Consider the following 21,062-nt stretch of genomic DNA (forward strand, 5'->3'; position numbering starts at 1 on the left):
GGTCTTGCGACAGGGCCAATTCTTTGCCCTCTGCCGACAACAAAGCGGCAGCCGACAACACCCGAAGACAATGTGCAGTCCATGCTTATTCGACGCACAGAGAGCACCCCTAGAGTAGTAAGTACCTCATTGAAGGTGCGAGTGATGATCGAGAAGCCCCAGCTCTCCGGAGTATTCCGGTGGCTGGGGCTTCAAATTTAAGTAGTAGCCTCGCCCGGTGCGGTAACTTAGATAGGTCCCCACACGATTTATGCCGTGGGACGCCTAAGTGAATGGAGTCCCGGTGAGCACCGCGATCGCACAACTGACCCCGCTGCAACGCCAGTCGGTATGGCGCACCCTAAAATCCCCTCGGTTACTCAAAACCGAACTGCTCGCCGGTCTGGTGGTGTCCTTAGCCCTGATCCCCGAGGTCATCGCATTCACCGTGATCGCCGGGGTCGATCCGCGCGTGGGCATCTTTGCTTCCTTCACCATGTCCATAGTCATCGCCTTCACCGGCGGACGTCCGGCGATGATTTCTGCCGCCGCCGGAGCGGTGGCACTGGTGGTTGCCCCGCTGGTTCGCACCTATGGGGTGGAATATCTCTTTGCCACGGTGGTTTTGGCCGGAGTCATCCAGGTGATACTCGCCTTGTTGGGCGTGGCCAAACTGCTACGTTTTATCCCCCGGCAGGTGATGATCGGCTTTGTTAATGGACTGGCCATCTCCATTTTCTGGGCACAGATGCCCGAGCTACGTAACGTGCCCTGGCAAGTGTATCCGCTAGTGATTCTCGGGGTAGCCATCGTCTGCTTCTTCCCTAAAATCACCAAGGCGGTGCCAGCTCCCCTGATCGCTATTGTGGTGCTCACCGCGATCACCATCTTCGCGAAAATTGTTGTGCCTACCGTGGGAGATAAGGGAGAGCTACCCGATTCGCTGCCACTCTTACATCTTCCTGGGGTGCCGCTGAACGCCGAAACCTTGAAGATCATCGCCCCCTACGCGATTGCCGTGGCCTTTGTGGGCCTGCTCGAATCCTTACTCACCGCCAAGCTGGTAGATGACATCACCGACACCCCGTCAAGCAAAACCCGCGAGTCTTGGGCGCAGGGCACGGCGAACATCATCACCGGATTCTTCGGCGGGATCTGCGGTTGCGCGATGATCGGCCAGACCATGGTGGGCGTTAAGGTCTCCGGCGGACGCACCCGCATCTCCACCGCCTTTGCCGGCATTTTCATGCTGCTGCTAGCGGTGCTGCTCGGCGACATCGTCGCGCAGATTCCGATGGCCGCGCTGGTTGCGGTGATGATCGTGGTCTCGGCGACCACCTTTGACTGGCACAGCATCAAACCCAGCACGCTGAAGCTGATGCCCAAGAGCGAAACCTTTGTCATGACCATCACCGTGGTGCTCACCGTGGCCACCCACAATCTGGCTATCGGCGTTGGTGTGGGCATCTTGTCCGCGATGGTGCTCTTTGCCAACCGGGTGGCCCATATGGTCGCGGTGACCAGGACCGTCACCGACGATCAGGTGTTGTACGAGGTCAACGGTGAACTGTTCTTCGCTTCCTCCAACGACCTGTACACCCAGTTCCATTACGCCGAAGATCCTGCGCAGATCGTCATTGACCTCAGCTCGTCGCACCTCTGGGATGCTTCGACCATCGCGGCGATGGACTCGATCCGCACCAAGTACCAGAACTATGGCAAAACCGTGGAAATTCGTGGGCTTAATGAGGCCAGCCAAAAGATGCAGGACCGCCTCGGCGGGAAACTAGGCTAGTTCCAGCCGGTAGTACACGCTGTTCTCATCGAGCTGGTAGTCGCCAAACGGCGGGCACTGGGTGAAGCCAGCGGCCTCGTACATGGCCCGGGCGGCTGTGAAGTACTCATGCGTCCCGGTTTCCAGACATAAGAGCGAGAAACCTCGTTGCCCGGGGGTAATGATCAGCTCATCAAGCAACCGTCGTCCGATGCCGCGTCCGCGGAATTCCGGGGAAACACGCATGCTTTTCAGCTCCGCCACCTGCCCGCCCAGGTCCTTGAATGCGCCCATGCCGATTACCGTGTCGCCGGAGCAGACCTGGAACAGCGTGACGCCTTCCCCGGCCAGCGCACTGGCGTCCATGGCGTGCCGGCTCTCCTGTGGCGCGGTGGGCGCCATTTCGGCCAAATGCTCCCGCACCATGAGCTGCATCGATTCGGCGAGCGGATCGGCCTCGATCATCCTGATATCCATGGCTCCAGCGTGCCACGGTTTTATTTCACGCCGATGTCGCCCGGGTTTCAGCCTTCGCGCGCGGCCCGATCGCGTTTCGAGGCATACATGTCCCGATCCGCACGCAGGATCATCGTGCTCAGGTTGTCGTCCTTGCGCGCCTGCGCAACCCCAAAGCTCCATGCCTGCGACGACGAGCCCTGCACGCGAGCCATCAGGAGCTGCGCCTGGGTGCGTGTGGTGCTGGGGAACAGGATCACGAACTCATCGCCGCCCAGGCGAGCCACCAGGTCGTTTCGGCGCGTGGTCGCCTCAAGATGCGCCACCAGGGCTTTCAGGGCCCGGTCGCCCGCCTCATGGCCGCCTTCATCATTGATCGCCTTGAACTTGTCCATGTCCAGCAGGGCCGCCGCCAGCGGCCGGCGGGAGCGCTGGAAGGAAGCGAGCAGGAGCTCCCCGCGCAGCTGCAGCCCCCGTCGATTGACCGCCCCGGTGAGTTCGTCCACTTCGGATTGGTAGTGGAAGCGGGCTTTCACATAGCTGCCGATCACGGAGGCGCCGATGGTCAGCAGCAGCAGGCTGAGCACATTGAGCCATCCGCTGTGCAGCGCCATGCCTGACTGCGGCCCGTAGAAGTAGGCCAGGTACAGGGTCCCAGCCAGCACCGGGTAGATGGTCCCCCGCACCAGCCTGGGGTCGAAGAGCCAGGCCAGATACAGGGTGATCAACGGGAACTCCTGGAGCCGGAACGCGATTTGCTCGAAATCCGAGGAGAGTCCCACGAAGTAGCCGAAGGCGACAAGTTCGGTCAGCGCCCCGAGGTAGCCGATCCACAGCGGGAAGCGGTCCATCTTGATGTAGATCAGCAAGAGCACCAGGATCGCCCCGGCAAAGCGGACATAGCCCAGGTACTCCCTGACCACCGACTCGAAGTCGTAGGTCAAGTTGATCAGGTAGAAGAGTATGAAGAAGCAGGCGATAAACCCGGTTACCGCTACTTCCGGGCGCTTGATGGCCCGAACCCTGGGCGGCAGCAGCCGGTACCACCAGCCGACGGCCGCCCGGGCCCGCCGGTCCTTTTTCCCCTGAAACCGCGTATCCATATCCAGTCCATTGTAAGATTTCCACTAGCCAACCGCGCAACACTGCAACGGCAAAGTCCTTCAATTTCGGCCTGATCGGCGCATCATGAAATTCGTATTCCAGCCACTCATCGACTTGCAGCGCCATGCCCTGACAGGCTTCGAAGCGCTGGCCAGGTTCCGCGATGGCCGCACTGCCCAGGCGCATTTCGATGAAGCGCGCCTTGCAGGCAGCCTAGTTGGCCTCGAACTGCGCGCCCTGGACCAGATCCTTGACGCCAGCCAGGCCATCCCCGATGGCCTGCTGCTCACCATGAACGCTTCAGGGCCGGCCATCGATGCTTTCGCCCAGCAGCACCCACAGCTGGATCCCCGGCTGGCCTGGGGCCTGGAACTGCATGAGCTCTCCGCACCGGAACTGTGCGGCAGGGCCCGGATCAGCGCCGATGAGCTCGGCTGCCTCTTGCTGGTTGACGATGCCGGAATCGGCTATGCAACCCGCGAACGCATCACCATGCTCAAGCCCCATATCGTGAAGCTGGACCGGTCGCTGTTCATCCGCTACCAGTCATCGGCCGCAGCGCACGAGCATGTGGATCTGCTGCTGGCCGCAGCCCGCGAAATTAATGCGCAGACGCTGGTCGAAGGCGTGGAAACCGCGCAGCATCTGGCCCTGGCCCAGGATCTGGGCTTCGACTACGCCCAGGGCTTCTACTTCAGCCCCGGCCTCGACGCACAGCAGCTTCCTGAAGCGATGGCCGGGCTACGGCAACGCCTCGGGATCGATACTCCGGGTTTCTGAACGCCGTTCGCGGCCCCGCGTGCTCTTCAGGCGGATCACCGGCAGCAGCTTCACCAGCCCGAGCACCAGGTATAGCACGGTGTTGATCGCGACGAATGAGGCCAGCACCGCGAACCAGTCGCTGAGCAGCACGCTCTCGGGCAGGATGATCCCGCGCGGCACGTGCACCAGAAGTTCCACCATCAGCCCAATTCCTTCCGTGCGGCACCTGCGTGCTCGACATGCTTCCAATCCGCGCTGCGGGCGAAGGCGATATCCGCCACGCCCTTGAGGAAGGCCAGATCCAGGAACGCGTCGTAGACGAGCTCCGGGATTACCAGGGCCGCGACGATCCGCGCGCGCCATCCGCCATGCCAGACGGTGACGATGCGTTCCACCGCGAAGAGCGCCCCGAGCAGCATCCAGAACGGGAACCACACCCAGGTGTCCATCGAAACCATCATGATGAGCATCAGCGCGAAGTAGCTGAACAGGGCAATCACCCCGTAGCCGATGCCGATCTGCTGCGCCCAGTAGCGCGAGGTCTGCGCGCTCACCCCGTAGGCGCCCAGGTTTTCCAGCGCACCGCGCTGCCAGCGCAGGCGCTGGGCCCAGAGCATCTTCCAGCTGGGCATCAGCTCGGTGACCACCGTGCAGCTGGTCGGCGAGGTGGTCAGCGCGCCGAGGGTCTTCAGCGCAATGGTCAGCTCATTGTCCTCGGTCAGCGCGGCGGTGTCGTAGACTTCGCCCGGGTTGCCCGGCAGCGTGGTGCCGCGGGCCGCGGCCACTGTGCGCAGGGCCGCGGTGCGGAAGACCGAGGCAGTGCCGGTGAGCACGAAGACCCTGCCATTGCGGCGCTCGATCTCGCGCTGGTAGCGGGTGTATTCGTTGCGCTGGAACTGGCCGAGCAGCCCATGTCCCTCTTCGCCGTGGAAGAGACCGCCCACCGCCATCAGCGCGCGGTCCCAGGTGAACCGGTCCTTCGCGGTTTCCAGGAATCCGGCGCCGATCTGCGAATCCGCATCCATCACCATGACGCAGTCGTTATCGCCCATCGCCGGCAAAATGGCCTGCAGCGCCTGGTTCAGCGCCCCGCCCTTCTTGTGCTTGTTCTCCACCGATTCGAAGACCTCGACACCGTGCTCGCGGGCCACCGCAACGGTGGCATCGGTGCAATTGTCGGCCACCACGATGATCCGCGATGGCTTGAAGCTCTGCTCCTCGAGGGCCTTGAGCGTAAAGGGCAGGGAAGCTTCCTCGTTGTGCGCAGGAATCAGCACCGTCACGGTGACTTCGCCTGCGTGGACACCGCGGGTGCGAGCCATCACGGCTTTCGGCGCCAGCGGTCGGCTCGATTTCTGGATTGGCGTACGGCGATAGCGCCAGGTCACGAAGCGCTCGCCAAGCACCACCAGCAGCACCAGCATCGCCGCGGCCGACACCGCGAATACCAGGATGGACAGATCGGGCAGCTCTGTGCTGTAGAACGTGGTCCAGAGCGCGCCGATCCGCAGCTCCACTGGGTTCCACATCGACACCGGCTTGCCGCTGAGGCTGATGGACCACAACAGCAGCGCGGCCGCGGCCACGACAATCAGGACGACAGCGATGCCCACCCATCGGCTGAAATGCTTTTGCACGTACGCGCTCCGTTCACGTTACGGGATCACCGTGCGGCACCGCACGCACGGGCCTGTCGCAGGCGTCTCCGACGATTTTGCCCAAGAAAGTTACTTAGCAAAGCTAGCATCTTTTTGCGTGGCTCGGCACCTGGCGGAGACGCAACTCACCTCCGGCAAAAGCACCGCGTTCCCCCAGCACCCGATGAACGGGGCACGCCCTAGAGCTGCAGCGATTTCGCGGCCACCTCACGCAACTGATTTTTGCGAATCTTGCCGGTGACCGTGGTGGGGAAATCTTCAACGATCTGCACATAGGCCGGAACCTTAAAGTGCGCCAATTGCCCCGCGCAGTATTCCCGCAGCGCATCAATATCCAGTGGTGCTCGTCCGGCTTTCATGCGCAGACAGGCGCACACTGCCTCGCCATACTTTTCATCGGGTACACCGATAACCTGAACGTCCTCGATATCCGGGTGCTGGTAGAGGAACTCCTCAATTTCTGCCGGGTAGATATTCTCGCCGCCACGGATGATCATGTCCTTAATTCGGCCCACGATGGTGCAGTAGCCATCCTCGCGCATCACCGCCAGATCGCCGGTATGCATCCAACCCTCATCGTCGATGGCCGCTTTGGTCTTTTCCTCATCCCGCCAGTAGCCGAGCATCACCGAATAACCTCGGGTGCAGTATTCGCCGGTTTCCCCGCGCTCAAGCGTTTCACTGCTCAGCGGATCGACCACCTTGATTTCCACGTGGGGGTGCACCCGGCCGATGGTGGCCGTGCGACGCTCAAAGTCATCGTCGCTGCGGGTCTGACAAGAAACCGGACTGGTTTCGGTCATGCCGTAGGCGATAGATACCGCGCCCATCCCCATATCCTCAACGCAGCGGCGCATCACTTCTACCGGACAGATGGAGCCGGCCATAATTCCGGTGCGCAGCGCAGAGAGATCGTAGTTGGCAAACTTGGGGTGGTTTTGCATGGCGATGAACATTGTGGGCACCCCGTACAGGCCGGTGCACTTTTCCTCTGCCACCACACGCAGGGTGGTTTCCGCGTCAAAGCCCGGGGCCGGAATGATCATCGTGACACCGCGCGAGGTACAGCCCAGATTGCCCATCACCATGCCGAAGCAGTGATAAAACGGCACCGGAATGCACAGCCGGTCGTGCTCATCCAGATCGATCATGCCGGTGACCTGATGGCCATTATTCAGGATATTACGGTGGCTGAGCGTGGCACCTTTGGGGTATCCCGTGGTGCCCGAGGTGTACTGGATATTGATAGGGTCTTCGGGTTTGGTGGCGGCCAGTCGAGCCGCTAGTTGCGCGTCCTGGACGGATGAACCCTCATCAAGTAGCTGCTGCCAGTCATCGGTATCCAGGTACACCACGCGTTCTAGTCCCGGAGTATCGGTGCGCGTTTGCTCCACCATTGCTCGGTAGTTGCTGGTCTTAAACTCGGTCGCGGCCATCAGCATCCGCAGCCCACTGTGGTTGACCGCGTAGGCGAATTCATGGGTGCCGTAGGCCGGGTTCACGTTCACCAAAATGACGCCAATCTTTGCCGTGGCGTATTGGGTAAAAACCCATTCGGCGCAGTTTGGTGACCAGATTCCTACGCGATCCCCCGGATTGAGTCCCGCGGCGATCATGCCCTTGGCTAGAGAGTTGATTTGATCATCCAGCTGCTGCCAACTGAAGCGTCGCCCGCTACTAGATTCCACCAACGCCTCGGCAGTTCCCAGACGGGCCACCGTGCGCTCAAAATTAGCGCCAATCGTCTCATCTAGTAGCTTCGGTTCGCTCTCGCCCTTGGCATAGGACTTCATCTGGACACCTTTCAACCTGTTCTAAATTGTGCACTGCGTCACATTTTAGACAATAGTCCGGGGCCATCAACCTGCCAACTATCAGCCGGCAGCCTTCTGGAGCAACGCGCGAATCTTCTCTTCGGTGGCATCGTCAAGTGAGGTGATCGTCCAAGCCACAGGGTGCATGTGCGCACCTTCTTCAAACGCCGGGTTCACTACTTCACCAAAACCAAAGACCACATATTCCTTGCCTGGCTTGATGTAGCAGACATCCTTTCCGTCTTTAACGTAGAACGGCAGGCCCCAGCGAACGATTGGTTCAAGCGAAGGAGCGCTCTGGCTAATCAGCTCGTGCAAGCGCAGCGCAATCTGGCCATAAGGTGCTGGCGCCGAACCGAGTTTGTTGCGAACTGCCTCATCGCCCTTTTTGCCAAAAATCATCGTCGTATCTCCTCTAAAGTCTTACCGAAAAGCGCAGATTTTGCGCCGTCATCGTGTGGCCAAACCGTGACTTTCTGGCCACTACCTAACAATCCCATAACCATCGGCCCCAAGGCCATAAAACCGCGCAAATTCAGTCCAAACCGTCGGTGGGCAGCAGGAAAATTTAAGCATGACACATCCATATTTTGAACCCGATGACGATGATGAACATCGCCTACCGCTGGACCCGCCTGCCACACGCAGCGAGTCACAGTCAGACTCCTTCTTCACCGACCACCTAGAGCACCAGATGTTCTACGGACCAATGAAGGAACTAGTTGATGAGCTCTTCAACGCCGGTCCGCTCAACGGCCCTGGTGATGGTCTGGCTCGACTAGAGAAAGTTCAGAAGCTGGACAGCATGCTCTCCGCGGTCAGCGCCGCGATCATGGCCGACAGTGTGGAACAGGTTGCTCAAGCTTTCGCCGAGGACACCGTCACCAAACCCCACTTTGAAACCGAGCAGGAACGACGCGAACGGCTCTGCGCGAACTACTACCGCGTTGATCCAACTAGTGACCAGGTCATCACCTCCAACTTTGTCGCTGAAGCTGCGATCGCGCTTCGAGAAACAACCGAAAAGGCTCGCGGACGCATGTTCACGGCCAAAGGGCTGCGCCACGTTTGCCCAGAAACCCTTCAGGCCTTGGCCGCTGGACAGATCACTGCGGCCGCAGCGCGGGCCATGGTGAAGTATTCGCAGGACCTGACGCAGGAACAGATCAACCTGATGCAGGAGAATCTGTTGCCCATTGCGGCTACCGCTAGTGATGAGACCATCACGCAGCGCATCCGTCGCTTCCATGATCAGGTCCGCCCGGAGTCCGCGGACGCTCGCCACAAGAAAGCCGCGGATGCTAGAAAGGTAAGTAGCTGGGATTTGCAGGATGGGATGTCCGCGTTGAAGCTCGTGGCACCAAGCGTCAATGTGAAGTCCATAGTGAACACGCTCAAGTACGAGGCCACCTTGCATAACGATCCCGAAGACACCCGCACTCAAGCACAGCTAGAAGCAGACATCTTCTGTGATGCGCTGATCAATGGATGGCCCACCACCAATGGCACACCGCTCAAGCCTCGGGTAGTCGTCACGATCCCTGCCCTGCAGATGATTGCCAATCCAGACCGTGCCCTGGCGGACTTGGAAGGGTACGGGCCGATCCCCATGGGTGCGGCATTACAAATTGCCAAGGATGCTCCATCCATCATTCCGATGCTCACCGATCCATTCAGCGGAGCCGTGATGGATGTTGGCCGCAAACGCTACAAGCCCACTCGGGTGCTCAAGGAATTCCTCCGCGCTCGCGACCAGCACTGCTGCTACCCCGGATGCCGACGCACCGCAGATAACTCCGAAGTTGATCACGTCGACGCCTGGGAAACCGGCGGACACACCAACCGTGCCAACACCGAATTACTGTGCAAGCAGCACCAGATGTTCAAGCACGCTTTGGGCTGGAAGGTCATCAACCGCCCCGACGGTTCTAAGTGCTGGCGCACACCGCACGGCCTAAATTCCCTCGTCGTTCCCGGCAGCGTAGACAATGTTCAGCACTTTGAGCACGCCAATGATCGCTGCCCCGAACGCAAGGTCCATTTGACCCCGGCAACGCTACGCGTGCTGGGCCACCCCACCACGGTTAGCGGTGGCGACGTAAGAATCACGATTGACGACCCCAACAATGATCCGCCCGGACAGCATCCGGACGCGGCCTAGGCGTCAAGCCCCATCGAGGGGTGTGCAGTGACGGAAGTTTTCCGTCATCACGATTGACCCAGATCTCCCATACGACCCGAGAATGCAGCAGCATCAGGAAAGAAAACGGTGCTTGCTGCAAATTGTGCTGTGCCCAACGCCTTCACTCGTTGAGTCCATTGAGTGCGCCGAGCACGGATGACGTAAATTTTCCGTCAGTATCGTCCCCACTTCATCCCACCCTTTACTGCGGACTTTTCTCGTTGCCCGGCATGACGGAAATTTTCCGTCAGTGAACGAGAGCTAGAGGATCCACATTAAACAGCTATCGCTGTCCTGACCGGCCAGAGTATCCTGTTGCTACAACCACTGGCACCAACTAGAGCAGGTCACCTCATGAGTGACGAGCAAACTGACAATTCGACACCGCCCGACAACGCGACGCGCGTGGTGCCGGCCGATGGTCAGCGTAGTTTTATGCATATTCTGATCAACACCGCGATCGCCAACTTCAGCACAAGCTTCCTGTGGTTTGCACTGACCTTCTGGGTTTATCTCGAAACTCAAAACGTGATGGCTACCGGCATTATTGGCGGTGCGTTCATGTTGCTGATTGCCGTGTTCTCCATGGTTTTTGGCACCATCGTGGACAACCACCGCAAGAAGTCCGTGTTTGTATTCTCGGCAATGATCACCGCAGTCACGTTCAGCTTGGCCGGACTGATCTATCTTTGGTTACCTACAAAGGACATCCTGAATGTCGGCGGATGGCAGTTCTGGCTCTTTTGCCTGGTGATCCTCTTTGGGGCCATCGTTGAACAGATGCGTGGAATCGCTCTGTCCACAACGGTCACGCTGCTAATACCCCAAGAACGTCATGCCAACGCCAATGGTCTGGTTGGCACGGTGCAGGGCATCGCGTTTATCATCACCAGCGTTTTTAGTGGTCTTGCCATCGGCTGGTTGGGGATGGGGTGGACGTTGGTCATTTCCATCGCGATGGTGGTGCTGACCATGCTGCACTTGGTGGGGATTTCGATTCCGGAAGAGGAACCTGAAAAGGAAGAAGGCCGCACCAAAACCAGCGATCTGCGTCTCGGATTCACCACGGTAATGGCCATCCCAGGACTGTTCGCGCTGATCATCTTCTCGATGTTTAACAACTTCATCGGTGGCACATACATGGCGTTGATGGATCCCTACGGGTTGACCATCATGTCCGTCCAGTCGTGGGGATTGACCTTTGGATTAGCTTCCACCGGGTTCATTGTTGGCGGTTTGTTGATTGCCAAATTCGGATTGGGCAAAAACCCGATTCGCACCATGCTCTGGCTGGTAGCAGCGATGGGTCTACTGGGCGCAACATTCACGATTCGCGAATGGACGTGGCTCTACATCGTGGGAATCTGGCTGTACATGATGCTCATTCCAGCCGTTGAAGCCTCGGAACAAACAGTGATACAAAAAGTGGTGACTTTCCGCAGGCAGGGTCGAGTCTTCGGCTTTGCCCAGATGATGGAGGCCGCGGCCGCGCCGATTACCGCATTCCTCATTGCACCGCTGGCGCAGTATTGGATCATCCCGTACATGCGTAGCGACGAGGGAACTACGCAACTGGGGTGGTTGCTCGGCGACGGTCAGGCCCGTGGCATTGCCTTGATCTTCCTTGTCGGAGGGCTGATCATGATCTTGGTGGCATTCTTAGCTATGGGCACCAAGCAGTACCGCAAGCTCTCCACAATTTTCCAAGCAGAGGAGCCCACAACACTTCAGGAGCAAGAACTTGGCAACAACCCAGAAGACCCTTCCCACCGACGTTGATGTCCACGATTTCATCGCGGCAGCCACCCCAGCAAAGCGTCGGGTAGATGGTGAAGAGCTGGAGCGAATTTTCAGTGAGGTCACCGGCGAGACTCCGGTGATGTGGGGGCCGAGCATTGTTGGTTACGGAACCTATACCTACGTTTCGCCGTCCAACCCAAAAAATACTGGCCTCTGGCCTAAAACCGGGTTCTCTCCACGCAAGGCACAGCTGTCCATTTATGGGCTAAAAGATATGCCCGAAGGGGCCGCGCTCCTGGAACAACTGGGTAAATACACCGAAGGTATGGGGTGTGTGTACGTGCGCAAACTAGAGGATATCGACCTTGAGGTGCTTAAAAAACTGATCGCCATCGCCGCTTCACGCCCGGATCAAACTGCGGGCTAAAGCGGGGACGGCGACCGGTGTTATTCGGCTTCTTCGAAGAAGGTTTCCACCTCGGTAATACCGGCGGAGATTACTGGCACCAGGCGTTCGTCGATGCTGTAGTTATCACCATCCTTGGTCAGTAGTCCATAGTTAGCCAGTGATTCCATGGCAGCCTGGGCTTCGGGCAGAACCGCGTCGTAAATCTTCGGTCCCACATTGCGGCGCAGGCCTTCAAGGTCGCCATCGCGTCCGGTAGAGGCGGTAACCAGCAGGTTGCGCAGCACCAGGTAGTGGGCCTCATCGCGCAGGGTGACGTCGAAGGCGGGGTTCAGGTGGGCCTGGACTGCGCCGACGGCCATCTCGAAGAGCAGCTGAGCGCTGCCGGCTTCAGCACCGTCCACCACCAGGTCGTAGGACTCTTCATCCAAGGTCATGACCGGGCCGTCGTAGGTGACGACGGACAGACGAGCTGCGCCCCAAACGTAGGTGAAGGCCAGCGGTGCTGGCTCATCATTGTCAAAGGATTCCGGGTCCACGCCAACTGCGCGCAGTACGCGGGTGCGTGCCGCGGTGGACTCTTCGCTGCTATCACTCATGTCCACCCCGTCACCCAGGGCCAGCGCGAAGGCTTTAACCTGCTTAAACAGTTCGGTGGCACGCAGCAGTTCGCAGATTTCCGCGTCGCTTTCGGCAAAGCCATCAAGGGTGTCCTCGAGCATTTCGCGCAGAGCCTGGAAGTCCTCGGATTCGCCCTCCCAGAGCTTGTTCTCTTCAACAAAGCTGAGGTAATCCAGCCAGGCGCTGAAGATCGGCTCCGGCGCCACTGCGTCGTCCAGGGATACCAGGTACTCGGCCAGGGTCTCGCCAAAGAGGTCAACGTCGATGTTGTGCAGGTTGGAACTGTTGGCGCGCTGCGCGTATTCGCCGCCTACTGCTCCAACAACGTTGAGCTGGATGGACGCGGCGGTGGCGGCATCTTCTGGGGAGAAGGCCGGGACCGCGGTGGTGACCCAAGCGGTGTATGGCGCACGCAAGGATTCCAGATACTGCTCTACCTGAATGCGGTAAACGCTACGTCCTCGTGGTGCGGATTTTGCAGGGTTTCCTGCGCCGGAGTTCTTCTTACCTTGACGCTTTTTGCTGCCCATGAGTGATCCTTCGAGTTAGCGATACTGGTCTCGGTCTCAAGACTACGGTGCACCCACGATTTGCGGTAACCCACGCGCCACCATTGACCTGCCTGCGGTAATCGGACATGATGATCAACAGAGAAACTTGGAAGTCCTAGCATTTGCGGTACGAGGGAGAATCCGAATGAAGATCGCCGTTCTAATCAAGGAAGTTCCGGACACCGGAGCGGACCGGGAACTGAACATGTACACCGGGCTGGCGCAACGTTCCGCCTCCGAGTCGGTGCTTGATGAAATCGGCGAGCGCACCTTGGAAGTGGCGCTCAAGGTGTTGGATGCAGATCCGGCAACTCAGATCACCGTGCTGAGCATGGGTCCAGAGTCCATTCAAGCCACGGTGCGCAAATCTCTGGCCATGGGTGCGGCCGCCGCCGTGCAGATCAGCGACGAACAACTTCTTGGCGCGGACCTGGTTCTGACCGCGCAGGTCTTGGCTGCCGCGCTACGCCGGGAAGACTACGATCTGATCCTCACCGGGAACATGTCCACCGATGGTTCGGCCGGGATGCTGCCGGTGATGCTCGCTGAACTGCTCAACCTGCCTGCGGCTACCTCACTGTCCGCGATATCAATCGCCGAGGGCCAGATCACCGGAACCCGCGAGCTTCAGGGGGCTACCGCGCAGATTAGCGCCAAGCTTCCGGCCATCGCTTCGATCACCGAGGCCTTGCCCGATGCAAGATTCCCCAACTTTAAAGGCATTATGGCCGCCAAGAAAAAGCCGATCGAGGTGCTAACGCTTGCGGATCTTGGCGTTGAAGCACTGCCTACGGATACGGCTCGGTCCATCATGCTTGCCGTTGAGCAACGACCACCGCGTGAGGCTGGCACGATCATGAATGACGACGGAGCGGCAGCGGCTGCGCTGGTTGAGTACCTGGCCAAGAACAACCTGGTGTGAGCGGAGAAAAAATCATGACAACTTTTGCCCCGGATTCCATTCTGGTGTTCCTCGAAACCACGTCCAACGGTGAGCTGGCCAGCAACTACGCCGAACTACTTGGTGCTGCCAGCAGCATTGGCACACCGGTTGCGCTGGTGGCCGGAACTGAGGAAAAACTTCAGTCCTTCGCCACTCAGGCAGCTCAAGGTGGTGCCGCATCGGTACTGACCGCCAGTACCGGCTCCACCATCCTCAGCGCTCCATTGACCGACGCCTTGCAGAATGGTTATGACCTAGTCCAGCCCCAAGCGGTATTGTTGGGCCACACACTCACCTCGCGTGAGGTCGCAGCCCGTTTTGCGGTACGCAACAAGCTAGCGGTAAGCGTGGACGCGCTGGGTGTACAACGCGATGAGCAAGGCATCATGGCCAGCCACTCAATTTATGGTGGCGCCTATTCAACTTTCAGTGCGCCCACCTTTGGTGCCCCGGTGATCACCCTCCGGGTGGGCAGTAGCGAGCTTCGTGCATCAAGCCAAGAAGCGAACATTACCGCCCTTGAACTGACCGCTGGTGATAGCCCAGAAATCGAAGTGCACGAGATCCAACAAGCTACGAGCGACTCCGCTCGTCCCGAGCTGCGTACCGCCACCCGTGTTGTCTCCGGCGGTCGAGGTCTGGGTAGTGCCGAGCAGTTTGAATTGGTTTACCAGCTGGCCGATGCGCTGGGCGCCGGTGTAGGTGCCTCACGCGCAGCCGTTGATGCTGGCTACATTGAGCACGCAGCCCAGGTGGGTCAGACCGGTGTGGCCGTGGCGCCGCAGCTCTACGTTGCCCTCGGCATCTCCGGAGCCATCCAGCATAAGGCTGGGATGCAGACGGCAAAAACCATTGTGGCGATCAACAAAGACAGCGATGCACCAATCTTTGAAATTGCTGACTTTGGCATTGTTGGCGATGTGTTCAAAGTTGTTCCGCAGTTGATCTCCGCGCTGGAAGCACGCAAGGCGCAGTAATCATGAGCCCAACATCTAGTACCTTTCGCCAGGGTTTGCCCCGTGTAGCCGGTGGAGATCCGTGGCCGCCGGTTACCGAGGTAGTGCCTCAAGTCGAACCCGTTGCGCCGCCGGTAGCGGTTGAAAGCGATGTCGCGCCACAGGCCCCAGAAGTCACTTCCGAGGTTGTTGCTGACCTTGCTCCTGCGGTTATTTCTGATGTTGCTCCTGCGTCGGCAACACCTGCCAAGTCGCTACGCCAAGGATTACCCCGGATCGTTGATGGGCAACCCTGGCCTCCGGCACAAACACTGGTTACTACCTCTGCCGCGGCGCCTGCTCGGTCGGAGCCAGTTGTTGCGGCACCGGTAGCCGATTCTGCTGCACCTGCTGAAGCTGAAGTCGAGCCTGACGCCGCTGCTGCAGAAGTTGCACCCGCGAGTACCACTGCCCTTGCCAGCCCAATTGCAACAGGTGGGGAAAGCGCAACAATCAGACGAGGGCTGCCTCGGGTAGCCGACGGTGAAGCTTGGCCACCAAGTAGTTTCATCGCTTCTGCTCCGTCGTCTCCTGCGTCGCCCGCTCCAATCCAGCCTCCGGTTGAAGAGACGAAGACTATTGCTACGCCACCGGCACAGGTTGTGGATACCTCCGCGGCCCCGGTTCTGGAACCCCAAGCGCAGCCGGAAGTTATTGCGGCAACTACCGCACCAGCACCAAGCCCAACAGAACAACCAGTCAAGGCGCCGGCAAAGCCAGCTGCACAAGCACCGGCTGCCGCGCCTTCAAAGCCAACTGCAACGCCAGCGCCAACGAAAACAGAGCCAAAACGCCATGGTCCATGGACCACCAAACAATGGGTTTTGGCTTCGGTGCTCGGTGCGTTCTGTGCCTTGGGCATGGCCACCGCGGTGGTCCTGGTGGCTCGCGGCATTGCCAGCATCGATGCAGTTGCCGCGTTCATCGATCGCTACCCGGGCGAATACCACCTGCCTGAGTCGGCTCCTGTTGGCGTTCCCGCATGGCTTGCATGGAACCACTTCTTCAACTTCTTCCTGATGGTGCTGATCATCCGTTCAGGAATGCTGGTCCGACACCAGAAAAAGCCGCCAGCCTATTGGTCATCTAAGCGCAGCCCTAAGGTCAGCATCAACTTGTGGTTGCATCAAAGCCTGGATTTGCTCTGGATTATCAACGGTTTGGTCTTTGTCATCGTGCTGTTCGCAACAGGACATTGGATGAGAATCATCCCTACGTCTTGGGAAGTTTTCCCGAACGCACTCTCGGCGGCTCTGCAGTATCTGAGCTTGGATTGGCCAACTGAAAATGGTTGGGTCAATTACAACTCGTTGCAGCAGCTGGCCTACTTCATCACCGTATTCATCGCTGCACCGTTGGCTGCAATCACCGGATTCCGGTTGAGTGCGTTCTGGCCTAAAAACCCAGCACTGAGCAAGCGGTACCCTATCGAGTGGGCACGTGCACTGCACTTCCCCACCATGCTCTATTTTGTCTTGTTCATACTTGTCCATGTGATCTTGGTGTTCTCCACCGGCGCTTTGCGCAATCTGAACCATATGTACGCTGCGCAAGGTTCGACCGATCCCACTGCGTACGCGGACAACTGGGCAGGATTGCTCTACTTTGCACTGTCTTTGCTGGCCATCATCGGCGCATGGATTGCCTGCAGGCCGATGGTCCTTGCCTCCATCGCACGGTTCTTCGGAAAGGTCAGTTCTCGCTAACTTTGCCAATTCTTGCCGCTGACGCAAATTACCTCGCGTGCTTCACTCCCCTGCCGGTACGGTCGGTTAATAGAGACTGACGAATCAGAACAGGACGGCACTAATGAGCCACCAGCACAATACCGAAGAACTTGAAGGCGTTGCCTTCTGGGAAAAGCACTACGGGCAATCGGAACGAGTATGGTCGGGCAAGGTTAATAAGGTCATTGAAGATCTGGTGGCTCCATTAACCCCAGGGACCTCCTTGGATATTGGCTGCGGAGAAGGCGGCGATGTTTTGTGGCTGGCGTCCAATGGCTGGCAGGCCACCGGGCTGGACATCTCCCCGACCGCGATCTCTCGCGCTGTTGAGGAAGCGAAAAAGCATGGAATTGATCCCAGCGCAGCACAGTTTGTGGCTTCGGATCTGGATGCGTGGGATACAAAGCAGAGCTTTGATCTGGTGACCCTGAGTTTCTTCCAGGCGCCATTCCAGTTCCCTCGCGCTGAATTCTTGCGCAAGGCTGCAAGCTTTGTTGCACCCGGCGGTCACCTGCTGGCCTTATCGCATGCGTCCTTGCCATCCTTCGCGCAGATTCCGGAGCATGAGCTGCCCATCTTCCCCAGCCCCGAGCAGGAACTTGAGGCGTTGGACCTGGACCCGGTGCAGTGGAGCATTCACACCGCTGAGCTTCGCGAACGCACCATCACCGCACCCAACGGGGAACCGGCGGTTATGGAAGATTCCGTGGTGTTTGTTCAGCGAAACAAATAAGCATGAAGTGATCCTCCAGCCCGCGGGGCTGGAGGATCAGTGATGGTTTAGATTCCCACACGGATCTAAACCAGCTTGAGCGCACTATCTGGTTGATAGTGACGCAAATCTACGGAACGGCGAACGACCGTACGCAGGTCTTCGGCCTTGTTGGTACCTTGCGTTATCACGTTCAGCTGCACCATCACATTGCCCAGGGCAGTGCATTCAACCGGCCCGGCGATCACCGGTACCTGAGCGTGATCAGCGGTGCGCTGGCACAACAATTCGCCTTGAGATCCGCCGCCAACAATGTGGATGTCTGCTAACTCGAATCCACCTAAGCGTGCGGCTTCTCGCGCTTGGCGGGCAAAACTGGCAGCGAGGGACTCGATGACCACGCGGATCAACTCCGCACGAGATTCCGGCGCCCTACCACCGGCAGCCACAATCGCCTCGTTGATGCGTACCGGCATCTGCCCGGGAGCGAGAAACATCTTATGTTGCGGATCAATCAGCACCCCAGCAGCGGGCAGGATTTCGGCCTCTGTAAGGAGGCCACTCAACTGAACTTCAGGCCCTGCGGCCAACTTGTCTTGCTGATTCCAATAGCTCACCGACTCACTAAGCAAGAATGTGCCGGTAACGTTTTTGAGGAACCGTACCGACCCGTCCAAACCGAGTTCATTGGTGAACCCCGCCTCTTGAGCCTCTTGGCTCAGCACCGGTTCGCCCAGTTCTACACCGACCAGACCCCATGTGCCACACGAGATGTAGGCTGATTTTTCGCTGGTCAGCGGGGTCGCTGCCACCGCACTTGCGGTGTCATGCGACGCAACCGCCACCACCGATACCGGGTTTGAGACCCCAAATTCGCGGGCCAACTCGGGCAGCAAGGAACCCACTTCCTGACCCGGATGAATAATTGGAGCCAGCAAGTCGCCAACCCCGAGGTGCTGCACCAAATCCTCATCCCAGCTTTCCGTTCGCTGGTTAAGCAGCCCGGTGGTGGAGGCATTGGTCCATTCGCAGCGTGCATGGCCGGTCAGTAGCCAGTTGACGTAGTCGGGTACCAACAGCAGTTGATCCGCCTGAGCCAACCGGGAATCGCTGTGTTCCGCCTGCAGTTGATACACAGTATTAAACGGAAGGTACTGCAGTCCGTTGCGCTCAAATAGTTCCGCGCGACTGAACTTAGATTCAAGATCAGGAACCGCCTGCTCATTGCGTGGGTCCCGATAGTGGCGCACCTGGCCTAGACGCTGACCTTCTTTGAGCAGTGCATAGTCCACGGCCCAAGAGTCCACGCCAATACTGGCGATGTCCGGACGCAGCGCAAAGGCCTTTTTCAGGCCAATACGAATCTGCGCCCACACCCCGTCAATGTCCCAGGCCAAAGCCTGGGCTGATGCGCCGTCTTCAAGCTGGTCTAACGGCGCCGGCCCGTTGGCAAAACGGTGGCAAAGGGTCAGCTGAACTTTCCCGTCCACCAGTTCACCAATCATGACCCGACCGCTAGTTGCACCTAAATCAATGGCCGCAACCGGCCTGAGCTTAATCTCTTCACTCATCGCAGGAAGGCTGCTGCAACCCCAGAATCCACTGGAATGTGCAACCCAGTAGTTCGGGTTAATTCTGGTCCGGTCAGTACATATACTGCGTCAGCAATGTTTTCAGGGATAACTTCTCGCTTCAAAATTGTGCGGTTTGCATAGTACTGGCCCAAGTCTTCTTCGGCCACACCATAGGTCGCAGCACGCTGAGCGCCCCAACCCGAGGAGAAGATTCCTGAACCTCGCACCACACCATCAGGGTTGATGCCGTTAACCCTGACTCCATGCTCGCCCAGCTCAACAGCAAGCAAACGAACCTGGTGAGCTTGGTCAGCTTTGGTGGCTGAATAAGCAATATTGTTGGGGCCAGCAAATACGGAATTCTTGGAGGAAATGTAGATGATGTCACCGCCAAGCTTTTGCTCAATCAGCACCTTAGCCGCAGCCTTGGACACCAAGAACGAACCTTTAGCCATCACATCGTGCTGAAGATCCCAGTCTGCTTCCGTGGTTTCAAGCAGGGGCTTCGATAGCGAGAGCCCAGCGTTGTTGACCACCAAGTCCAGCCCACCAAAGGCCAGCACTGCGTCGTTGATGGCGGCCTGTACGGCGTCGGCATCCGCAACGTTGGCGGCTACACCCACGGCAACATCGCTGTTGCCCAGTTCGGCGGCTGCGTCCTGCGCCTTGGCCAGATCCAGATCGGCAATCACCACGCATGCACCTTCAGCAGCCAGCCGCTTGGCCACAGCTTTACCAATGCCCGAAGCTGCACCTGTCACCAAGGCAATACGGCCAGCGTGGGACTTGGGCTTGGGCATACGCTGCAGTTTGGCTTCTTCCAACGCCCAGTATTCGATGCGGAACTTCTCCGCGTCAGAAATTGGGGTGTAGGTAGAGAGTGCTTCGGCGCCACGCATCACGTTGATGGCGTTCAGGTAGAACTCACCGGCCACTCGTGCAGTCTGCTTGTTGGCTCCATAGGAGAACATGCCCACGCCGGGAACCAGGACAATCAAGGGGTCCGCTCCGCGCATGGCCGGGGAGTTTCCATCCTTGTGGCTCTCGTAGTAGCGCTGGTAGTCCTCGCGGTATTGCCCGTGCAATTCTTTGAGCCGCTCCAGCTGCTCCTCAATGCTTGCCGATGCCGGCAGGTCTAGAACCATCGGCTTGATCTTGGTGCGCAGGAAATGATCTGGGCAGCTGGTGCCGAGTGCAGCTAGCTGTGCCAGCTTTTGGCGTGAAAGGAACGCCAATACCCGCTCGTCATCGCTGAAGTGGCCGACCATTGGCTTGTCGGTGCTGACCAAACCGCGAATGGTTGGCGCCAATGCGGCGGCACGAGTACGACGCTCAGATTCGGGCAAGGCTTCAAAACCTGCAACTATCGCACCAAAAGGTTCGGGTGCTCCGTGCTGCTGAATGTACGCGGCGGCAGTATCGATGATCCACAGTGAGTTCGCCTCCGATTCTTCACTGGTGTCTCCCCAAGCAGTGATTCCGTGACCGCCAAGGATGCAGCCCACCGCTTGTGGGTTTTCATCCTTGATTCGGGCAATGTCTAGTCCGAGCTGGAAGCCCGGACGACGCCAATCCACCCAGGCCACTTTGTCGCCAAAGATCTTGGCGGTCAGTTCGCGGCCGTCTTTGGCGGTGGCGATGGCGATGCCAGAGTCAGGGTGCAGATGGTCAACGTGATTGGCGTTGACCAGACCATGCATGGCCGTGTCGATGGATGGCGCTGCGCCACCCTTGCCGTGCAGGCAGTAGTCGAAGGCGGCCACCATTTCATCTTCACGTTCCACCCCGGGGTAGACCTGTACCAGTGAACGCATACGGTCCAAGCGCAGGGTGGATAGTCCCTGTTCGGTGAGCGTTCCCAAGTCGCCGCCGGAGCCTTTGACCCAGAGCAGTTCAAGATTCTCGCCGGTGACCGGGTCGATGGCGCTGCCCTTGGCTGAGGTGTTGCCACCGGCGTAGTTGGTGTTTTTCTTGTCTTGCCCTAGGCGGTTGGAGCGTTCGATGAGCTGCCCAGCTACGCTGGTGCTCGTTGATGTGATGCTTTGAGTCATGATTCTCTCAGTA

18 protein-coding genes are annotated in these 21,062 nt (G+C 58.7%); 9 read left to right on the forward strand and 9 right to left on the reverse strand.

Annotated features, from left to right (window positions below; genetic code table 11):
- The first annotated feature begins 283 nt into the window (after positions 1 to 283).
- Complete coding sequence (locus EYR88_RS09985) at positions 284 to 1,774, forward strand: SulP family inorganic anion transporter (RefSeq protein WP_131089499.1); 1,491 nt, start codon at positions 284 to 286, stop codon at positions 1,772 to 1,774.
- On the opposite strand, the gene EYR88_RS09990 is transcribed toward EYR88_RS09985, so the two are convergent.
- Both EYR88_RS09990 and EYR88_RS09995 read right to left on the reverse strand, forming a co-directional pair.
- Entirely contained in the window at positions 1,766 to 2,230 is a 465-nt protein-coding gene (locus EYR88_RS09990) for a GNAT family N-acetyltransferase (RefSeq protein WP_165477319.1), read from the reverse strand. The two genes, EYR88_RS09985 and EYR88_RS09990, sit on opposite strands and share 9 nt — an antisense overlap.
- 47 nt (positions 2,231 to 2,277) lie before the next feature.
- A complete protein-coding gene (locus tag EYR88_RS09995) occupies positions 2,278 to 3,312 on the reverse strand; it encodes a GGDEF domain-containing protein (protein WP_131089501.1) in 1,035 nt (344 codons plus the stop codon).
- Positions 3,313 to 3,397: 85 nt separating this feature from the next.
- On the opposite strand from EYR88_RS09995, the gene EYR88_RS10000 reads away from it, so the two are divergent.
- Positions 3,398 to 4,093: an EAL domain-containing protein gene (locus tag EYR88_RS10000; protein ID WP_131089502.1), complete on the forward strand. Its 696-nt coding sequence runs from the start codon at positions 3,398 to 3,400 to the stop codon at positions 4,091 to 4,093.
- Here the strand turns inward: EYR88_RS10000 and EYR88_RS10005 are convergent.
- The 4 genes from EYR88_RS10005 to EYR88_RS10020 form a co-directional block, all read right to left on the reverse strand.
- On the reverse strand, positions 4,055 to 4,276 hold the full coding sequence (locus tag EYR88_RS10005) for a hypothetical protein (protein ID WP_242632511.1): 222 nt from the start codon (positions 4,274 to 4,276) through the stop codon (positions 4,055 to 4,057). The genes EYR88_RS10000 and EYR88_RS10005 overlap by 39 nt on opposite strands.
- On the reverse strand, positions 4,276 to 5,712 hold the full coding sequence (locus EYR88_RS10010) for a glycosyltransferase (RefSeq protein ID WP_242632512.1): 1,437 nt from the start codon (positions 5,710 to 5,712) through the stop codon (positions 4,276 to 4,278). Before EYR88_RS10010 ends, EYR88_RS10005 begins: the two co-directional genes overlap by 1 nt.
- Before the next feature lie 200 nt (positions 5,713 to 5,912).
- A complete protein-coding gene (locus tag EYR88_RS10015; protein WP_131089503.1) occupies positions 5,913 to 7,526 on the reverse strand; it encodes an AMP-binding protein in 1,614 nt (537 codons plus the stop codon).
- An 81-nt stretch (positions 7,527 to 7,607) separates the two neighbouring features.
- On the reverse strand, positions 7,608 to 7,949 hold the full coding sequence (locus EYR88_RS10020) for a DUF1801 domain-containing protein (RefSeq protein WP_242632513.1): 342 nt from the start codon (positions 7,947 to 7,949) through the stop codon (positions 7,608 to 7,610).
- Between the two features lie 172 nt (positions 7,950 to 8,121).
- On the opposite strand from EYR88_RS10020, the gene EYR88_RS10025 reads away from it, so the two are divergent.
- The 3 genes from EYR88_RS10025 (at position 8,122) to EYR88_RS10035 (ending at position 11,896) form a co-directional block, all read left to right on the forward strand.
- On the forward strand, positions 8,122 to 9,708 hold the full coding sequence (locus EYR88_RS10025; RefSeq protein ID WP_131089504.1) for an HNH endonuclease signature motif containing protein: 1,587 nt from the start codon (positions 8,122 to 8,124) through the stop codon (positions 9,706 to 9,708).
- A 456-nt stretch (positions 9,709 to 10,164) separates the two neighbouring features.
- Positions 10,165 to 11,508 (forward strand): MFS transporter, encoded by a 1,344-nt coding sequence (locus tag EYR88_RS10030; protein ID WP_242632559.1) that lies wholly within the window; start codon positions 10,165 to 10,167, stop codon positions 11,506 to 11,508.
- Positions 11,471 to 11,896: a DUF1801 domain-containing protein gene (locus tag EYR88_RS10035; RefSeq protein ID WP_131089506.1), complete on the forward strand. Its 426-nt coding sequence runs from the start codon at positions 11,471 to 11,473 to the stop codon at positions 11,894 to 11,896. Before EYR88_RS10030 ends, EYR88_RS10035 begins: the two co-directional genes overlap by 38 nt.
- Positions 11,897 to 11,916: 20 nt before the next feature.
- Here the strand turns inward: EYR88_RS10035 and EYR88_RS10040 are convergent, their stop codons facing one another.
- Entirely contained in the window at positions 11,917 to 13,026 is a 1,110-nt protein-coding gene (locus EYR88_RS10040) for a hypothetical protein (protein ID WP_131089507.1), read from the reverse strand.
- Positions 13,027 to 13,192: 166 nt separating this feature from the next.
- Here EYR88_RS10040 and EYR88_RS10045 point away from each other — a divergent pair, with 166 nt between their 5' ends.
- The 4 genes from EYR88_RS10045 to EYR88_RS10060 all read left to right on the forward strand — a co-directional run bounded on the left by EYR88_RS10045 (position 13,193) and on the right by EYR88_RS10060 (position 17,445).
- On the forward strand, positions 13,193 to 13,969 hold the full coding sequence (locus EYR88_RS10045) for an electron transfer flavoprotein subunit beta/FixA family protein (protein WP_131089508.1): 777 nt from the start codon (positions 13,193 to 13,195) through the stop codon (positions 13,967 to 13,969).
- Positions 13,970 to 13,983: 14 nt separating this feature from the next.
- On the forward strand, positions 13,984 to 14,967 hold the full coding sequence (locus EYR88_RS10050) for an electron transfer flavoprotein subunit alpha/FixB family protein (protein ID WP_131089509.1): 984 nt from the start codon (positions 13,984 to 13,986) through the stop codon (positions 14,965 to 14,967).
- Positions 14,968 to 14,969: 2 nt separating this feature from the next.
- Positions 14,970 to 16,691 carry a cytochrome b/b6 domain-containing protein gene (locus EYR88_RS10055; protein ID WP_131089510.1) on the forward strand — a complete coding sequence of 574 codons (1,722 nt, stop codon included), beginning with the start codon at positions 14,970 to 14,972 and terminating at the stop codon, positions 16,689 to 16,691.
- Positions 16,692 to 16,794: 103 nt separating this feature from the next.
- Positions 16,795 to 17,445: a class I SAM-dependent methyltransferase gene (locus tag EYR88_RS10060; RefSeq protein WP_131089511.1), complete on the forward strand. Its 651-nt coding sequence runs from the start codon at positions 16,795 to 16,797 to the stop codon at positions 17,443 to 17,445.
- A 65-nt stretch (positions 17,446 to 17,510) separates the two neighbouring features.
- On the opposite strand, the gene EYR88_RS10065 is transcribed toward EYR88_RS10060, so the two are convergent.
- A complete protein-coding gene (locus EYR88_RS10065) occupies positions 17,511 to 18,995 on the reverse strand; it encodes a rhamnulokinase family protein (protein ID WP_131089512.1) in 1,485 nt (494 codons plus the stop codon).
- Entirely contained in the window at positions 18,992 to 21,049 is a 2,058-nt protein-coding gene (locus tag EYR88_RS10070; RefSeq protein WP_131089513.1) for a bifunctional aldolase/short-chain dehydrogenase, read from the reverse strand. Before EYR88_RS10070 ends, EYR88_RS10065 begins: the two co-directional genes overlap by 4 nt.
- Between the last annotated feature and the right edge of the window lie 13 nt (positions 21,050 to 21,062).

The sequence above is a fragment of the Arthrobacter sp. S41 genome, assembly GCF_004320535.1.
Taxonomy (GTDB): domain Bacteria; phylum Actinomycetota; class Actinomycetes; order Actinomycetales; family Micrococcaceae; genus Glutamicibacter.

What these genes read in the sequence shown, in the direction of transcription:
- EYR88_RS10045 (WP_131089508.1), top strand. Translation starts at nt 13,193, where the DNA reads ATGAAGATCGCCGTTCTAATCAAGGAAGTTCCGGACACCGGAGCGGAC.
- EYR88_RS10030 (WP_242632559.1), top strand. Translation starts at nt 10,165, where the DNA reads ATGCATATTCTGATCAACACCGCGATCGCCAACTTCAGCACAAGCTTC.
- EYR88_RS10025 (WP_131089504.1), top strand. Translation starts at nt 8,122, where the DNA reads ATGACACATCCATATTTTGAACCCGATGACGATGATGAACATCGCCTA.
- EYR88_RS10065 (WP_131089512.1), bottom strand. Translation starts at nt 18,995, where the DNA reads ATGAGTGAAGAGATTAAGCTCAGGCCGGTTGCGGCCATTGATTTAGGT.
- EYR88_RS09995 (WP_131089501.1), bottom strand. Translation starts at nt 3,312, where the DNA reads ATGGATACGCGGTTTCAGGGGAAAAAGGACCGGCGGGCCCGGGCGGCC.
- EYR88_RS10040 (WP_131089507.1), bottom strand. Translation starts at nt 13,026, where the DNA reads ATGGGCAGCAAAAAGCGTCAAGGTAAGAAGAACTCCGGCGCAGGAAAC.
- EYR88_RS10060 (WP_131089511.1), top strand. Translation starts at nt 16,795, where the DNA reads ATGAGCCACCAGCACAATACCGAAGAACTTGAAGGCGTTGCCTTCTGG.
- EYR88_RS09990 (WP_165477319.1), bottom strand. Translation starts at nt 2,230, where the DNA reads ATGGATATCAGGATGATCGAGGCCGATCCGCTCGCCGAATCGATGCAG.
- EYR88_RS10050 (WP_131089509.1), top strand. Translation starts at nt 13,984, where the DNA reads ATGACAACTTTTGCCCCGGATTCCATTCTGGTGTTCCTCGAAACCACG.
- EYR88_RS10005 (WP_242632511.1), bottom strand. Translation starts at nt 4,276, where the DNA reads ATGGTGGAACTTCTGGTGCACGTGCCGCGCGGGATCATCCTGCCCGAG.
- EYR88_RS10055 (WP_131089510.1), top strand. Translation starts at nt 14,970, where the DNA reads ATGAGCCCAACATCTAGTACCTTTCGCCAGGGTTTGCCCCGTGTAGCC.
- EYR88_RS10000 (WP_131089502.1), top strand. Translation starts at nt 3,398, where the DNA reads ATGAAATTCGTATTCCAGCCACTCATCGACTTGCAGCGCCATGCCCTG.
- EYR88_RS10070 (WP_131089513.1), bottom strand. Translation starts at nt 21,049, where the DNA reads ATGACTCAAAGCATCACATCAACGAGCACCAGCGTAGCTGGGCAGCTC.
- EYR88_RS10015 (WP_131089503.1), bottom strand. Translation starts at nt 7,526, where the DNA reads ATGAAGTCCTATGCCAAGGGCGAGAGCGAACCGAAGCTACTAGATGAG.
- EYR88_RS10020 (WP_242632513.1), bottom strand. Translation starts at nt 7,949, where the DNA reads ATGATTTTTGGCAAAAAGGGCGATGAGGCAGTTCGCAACAAACTCGGT.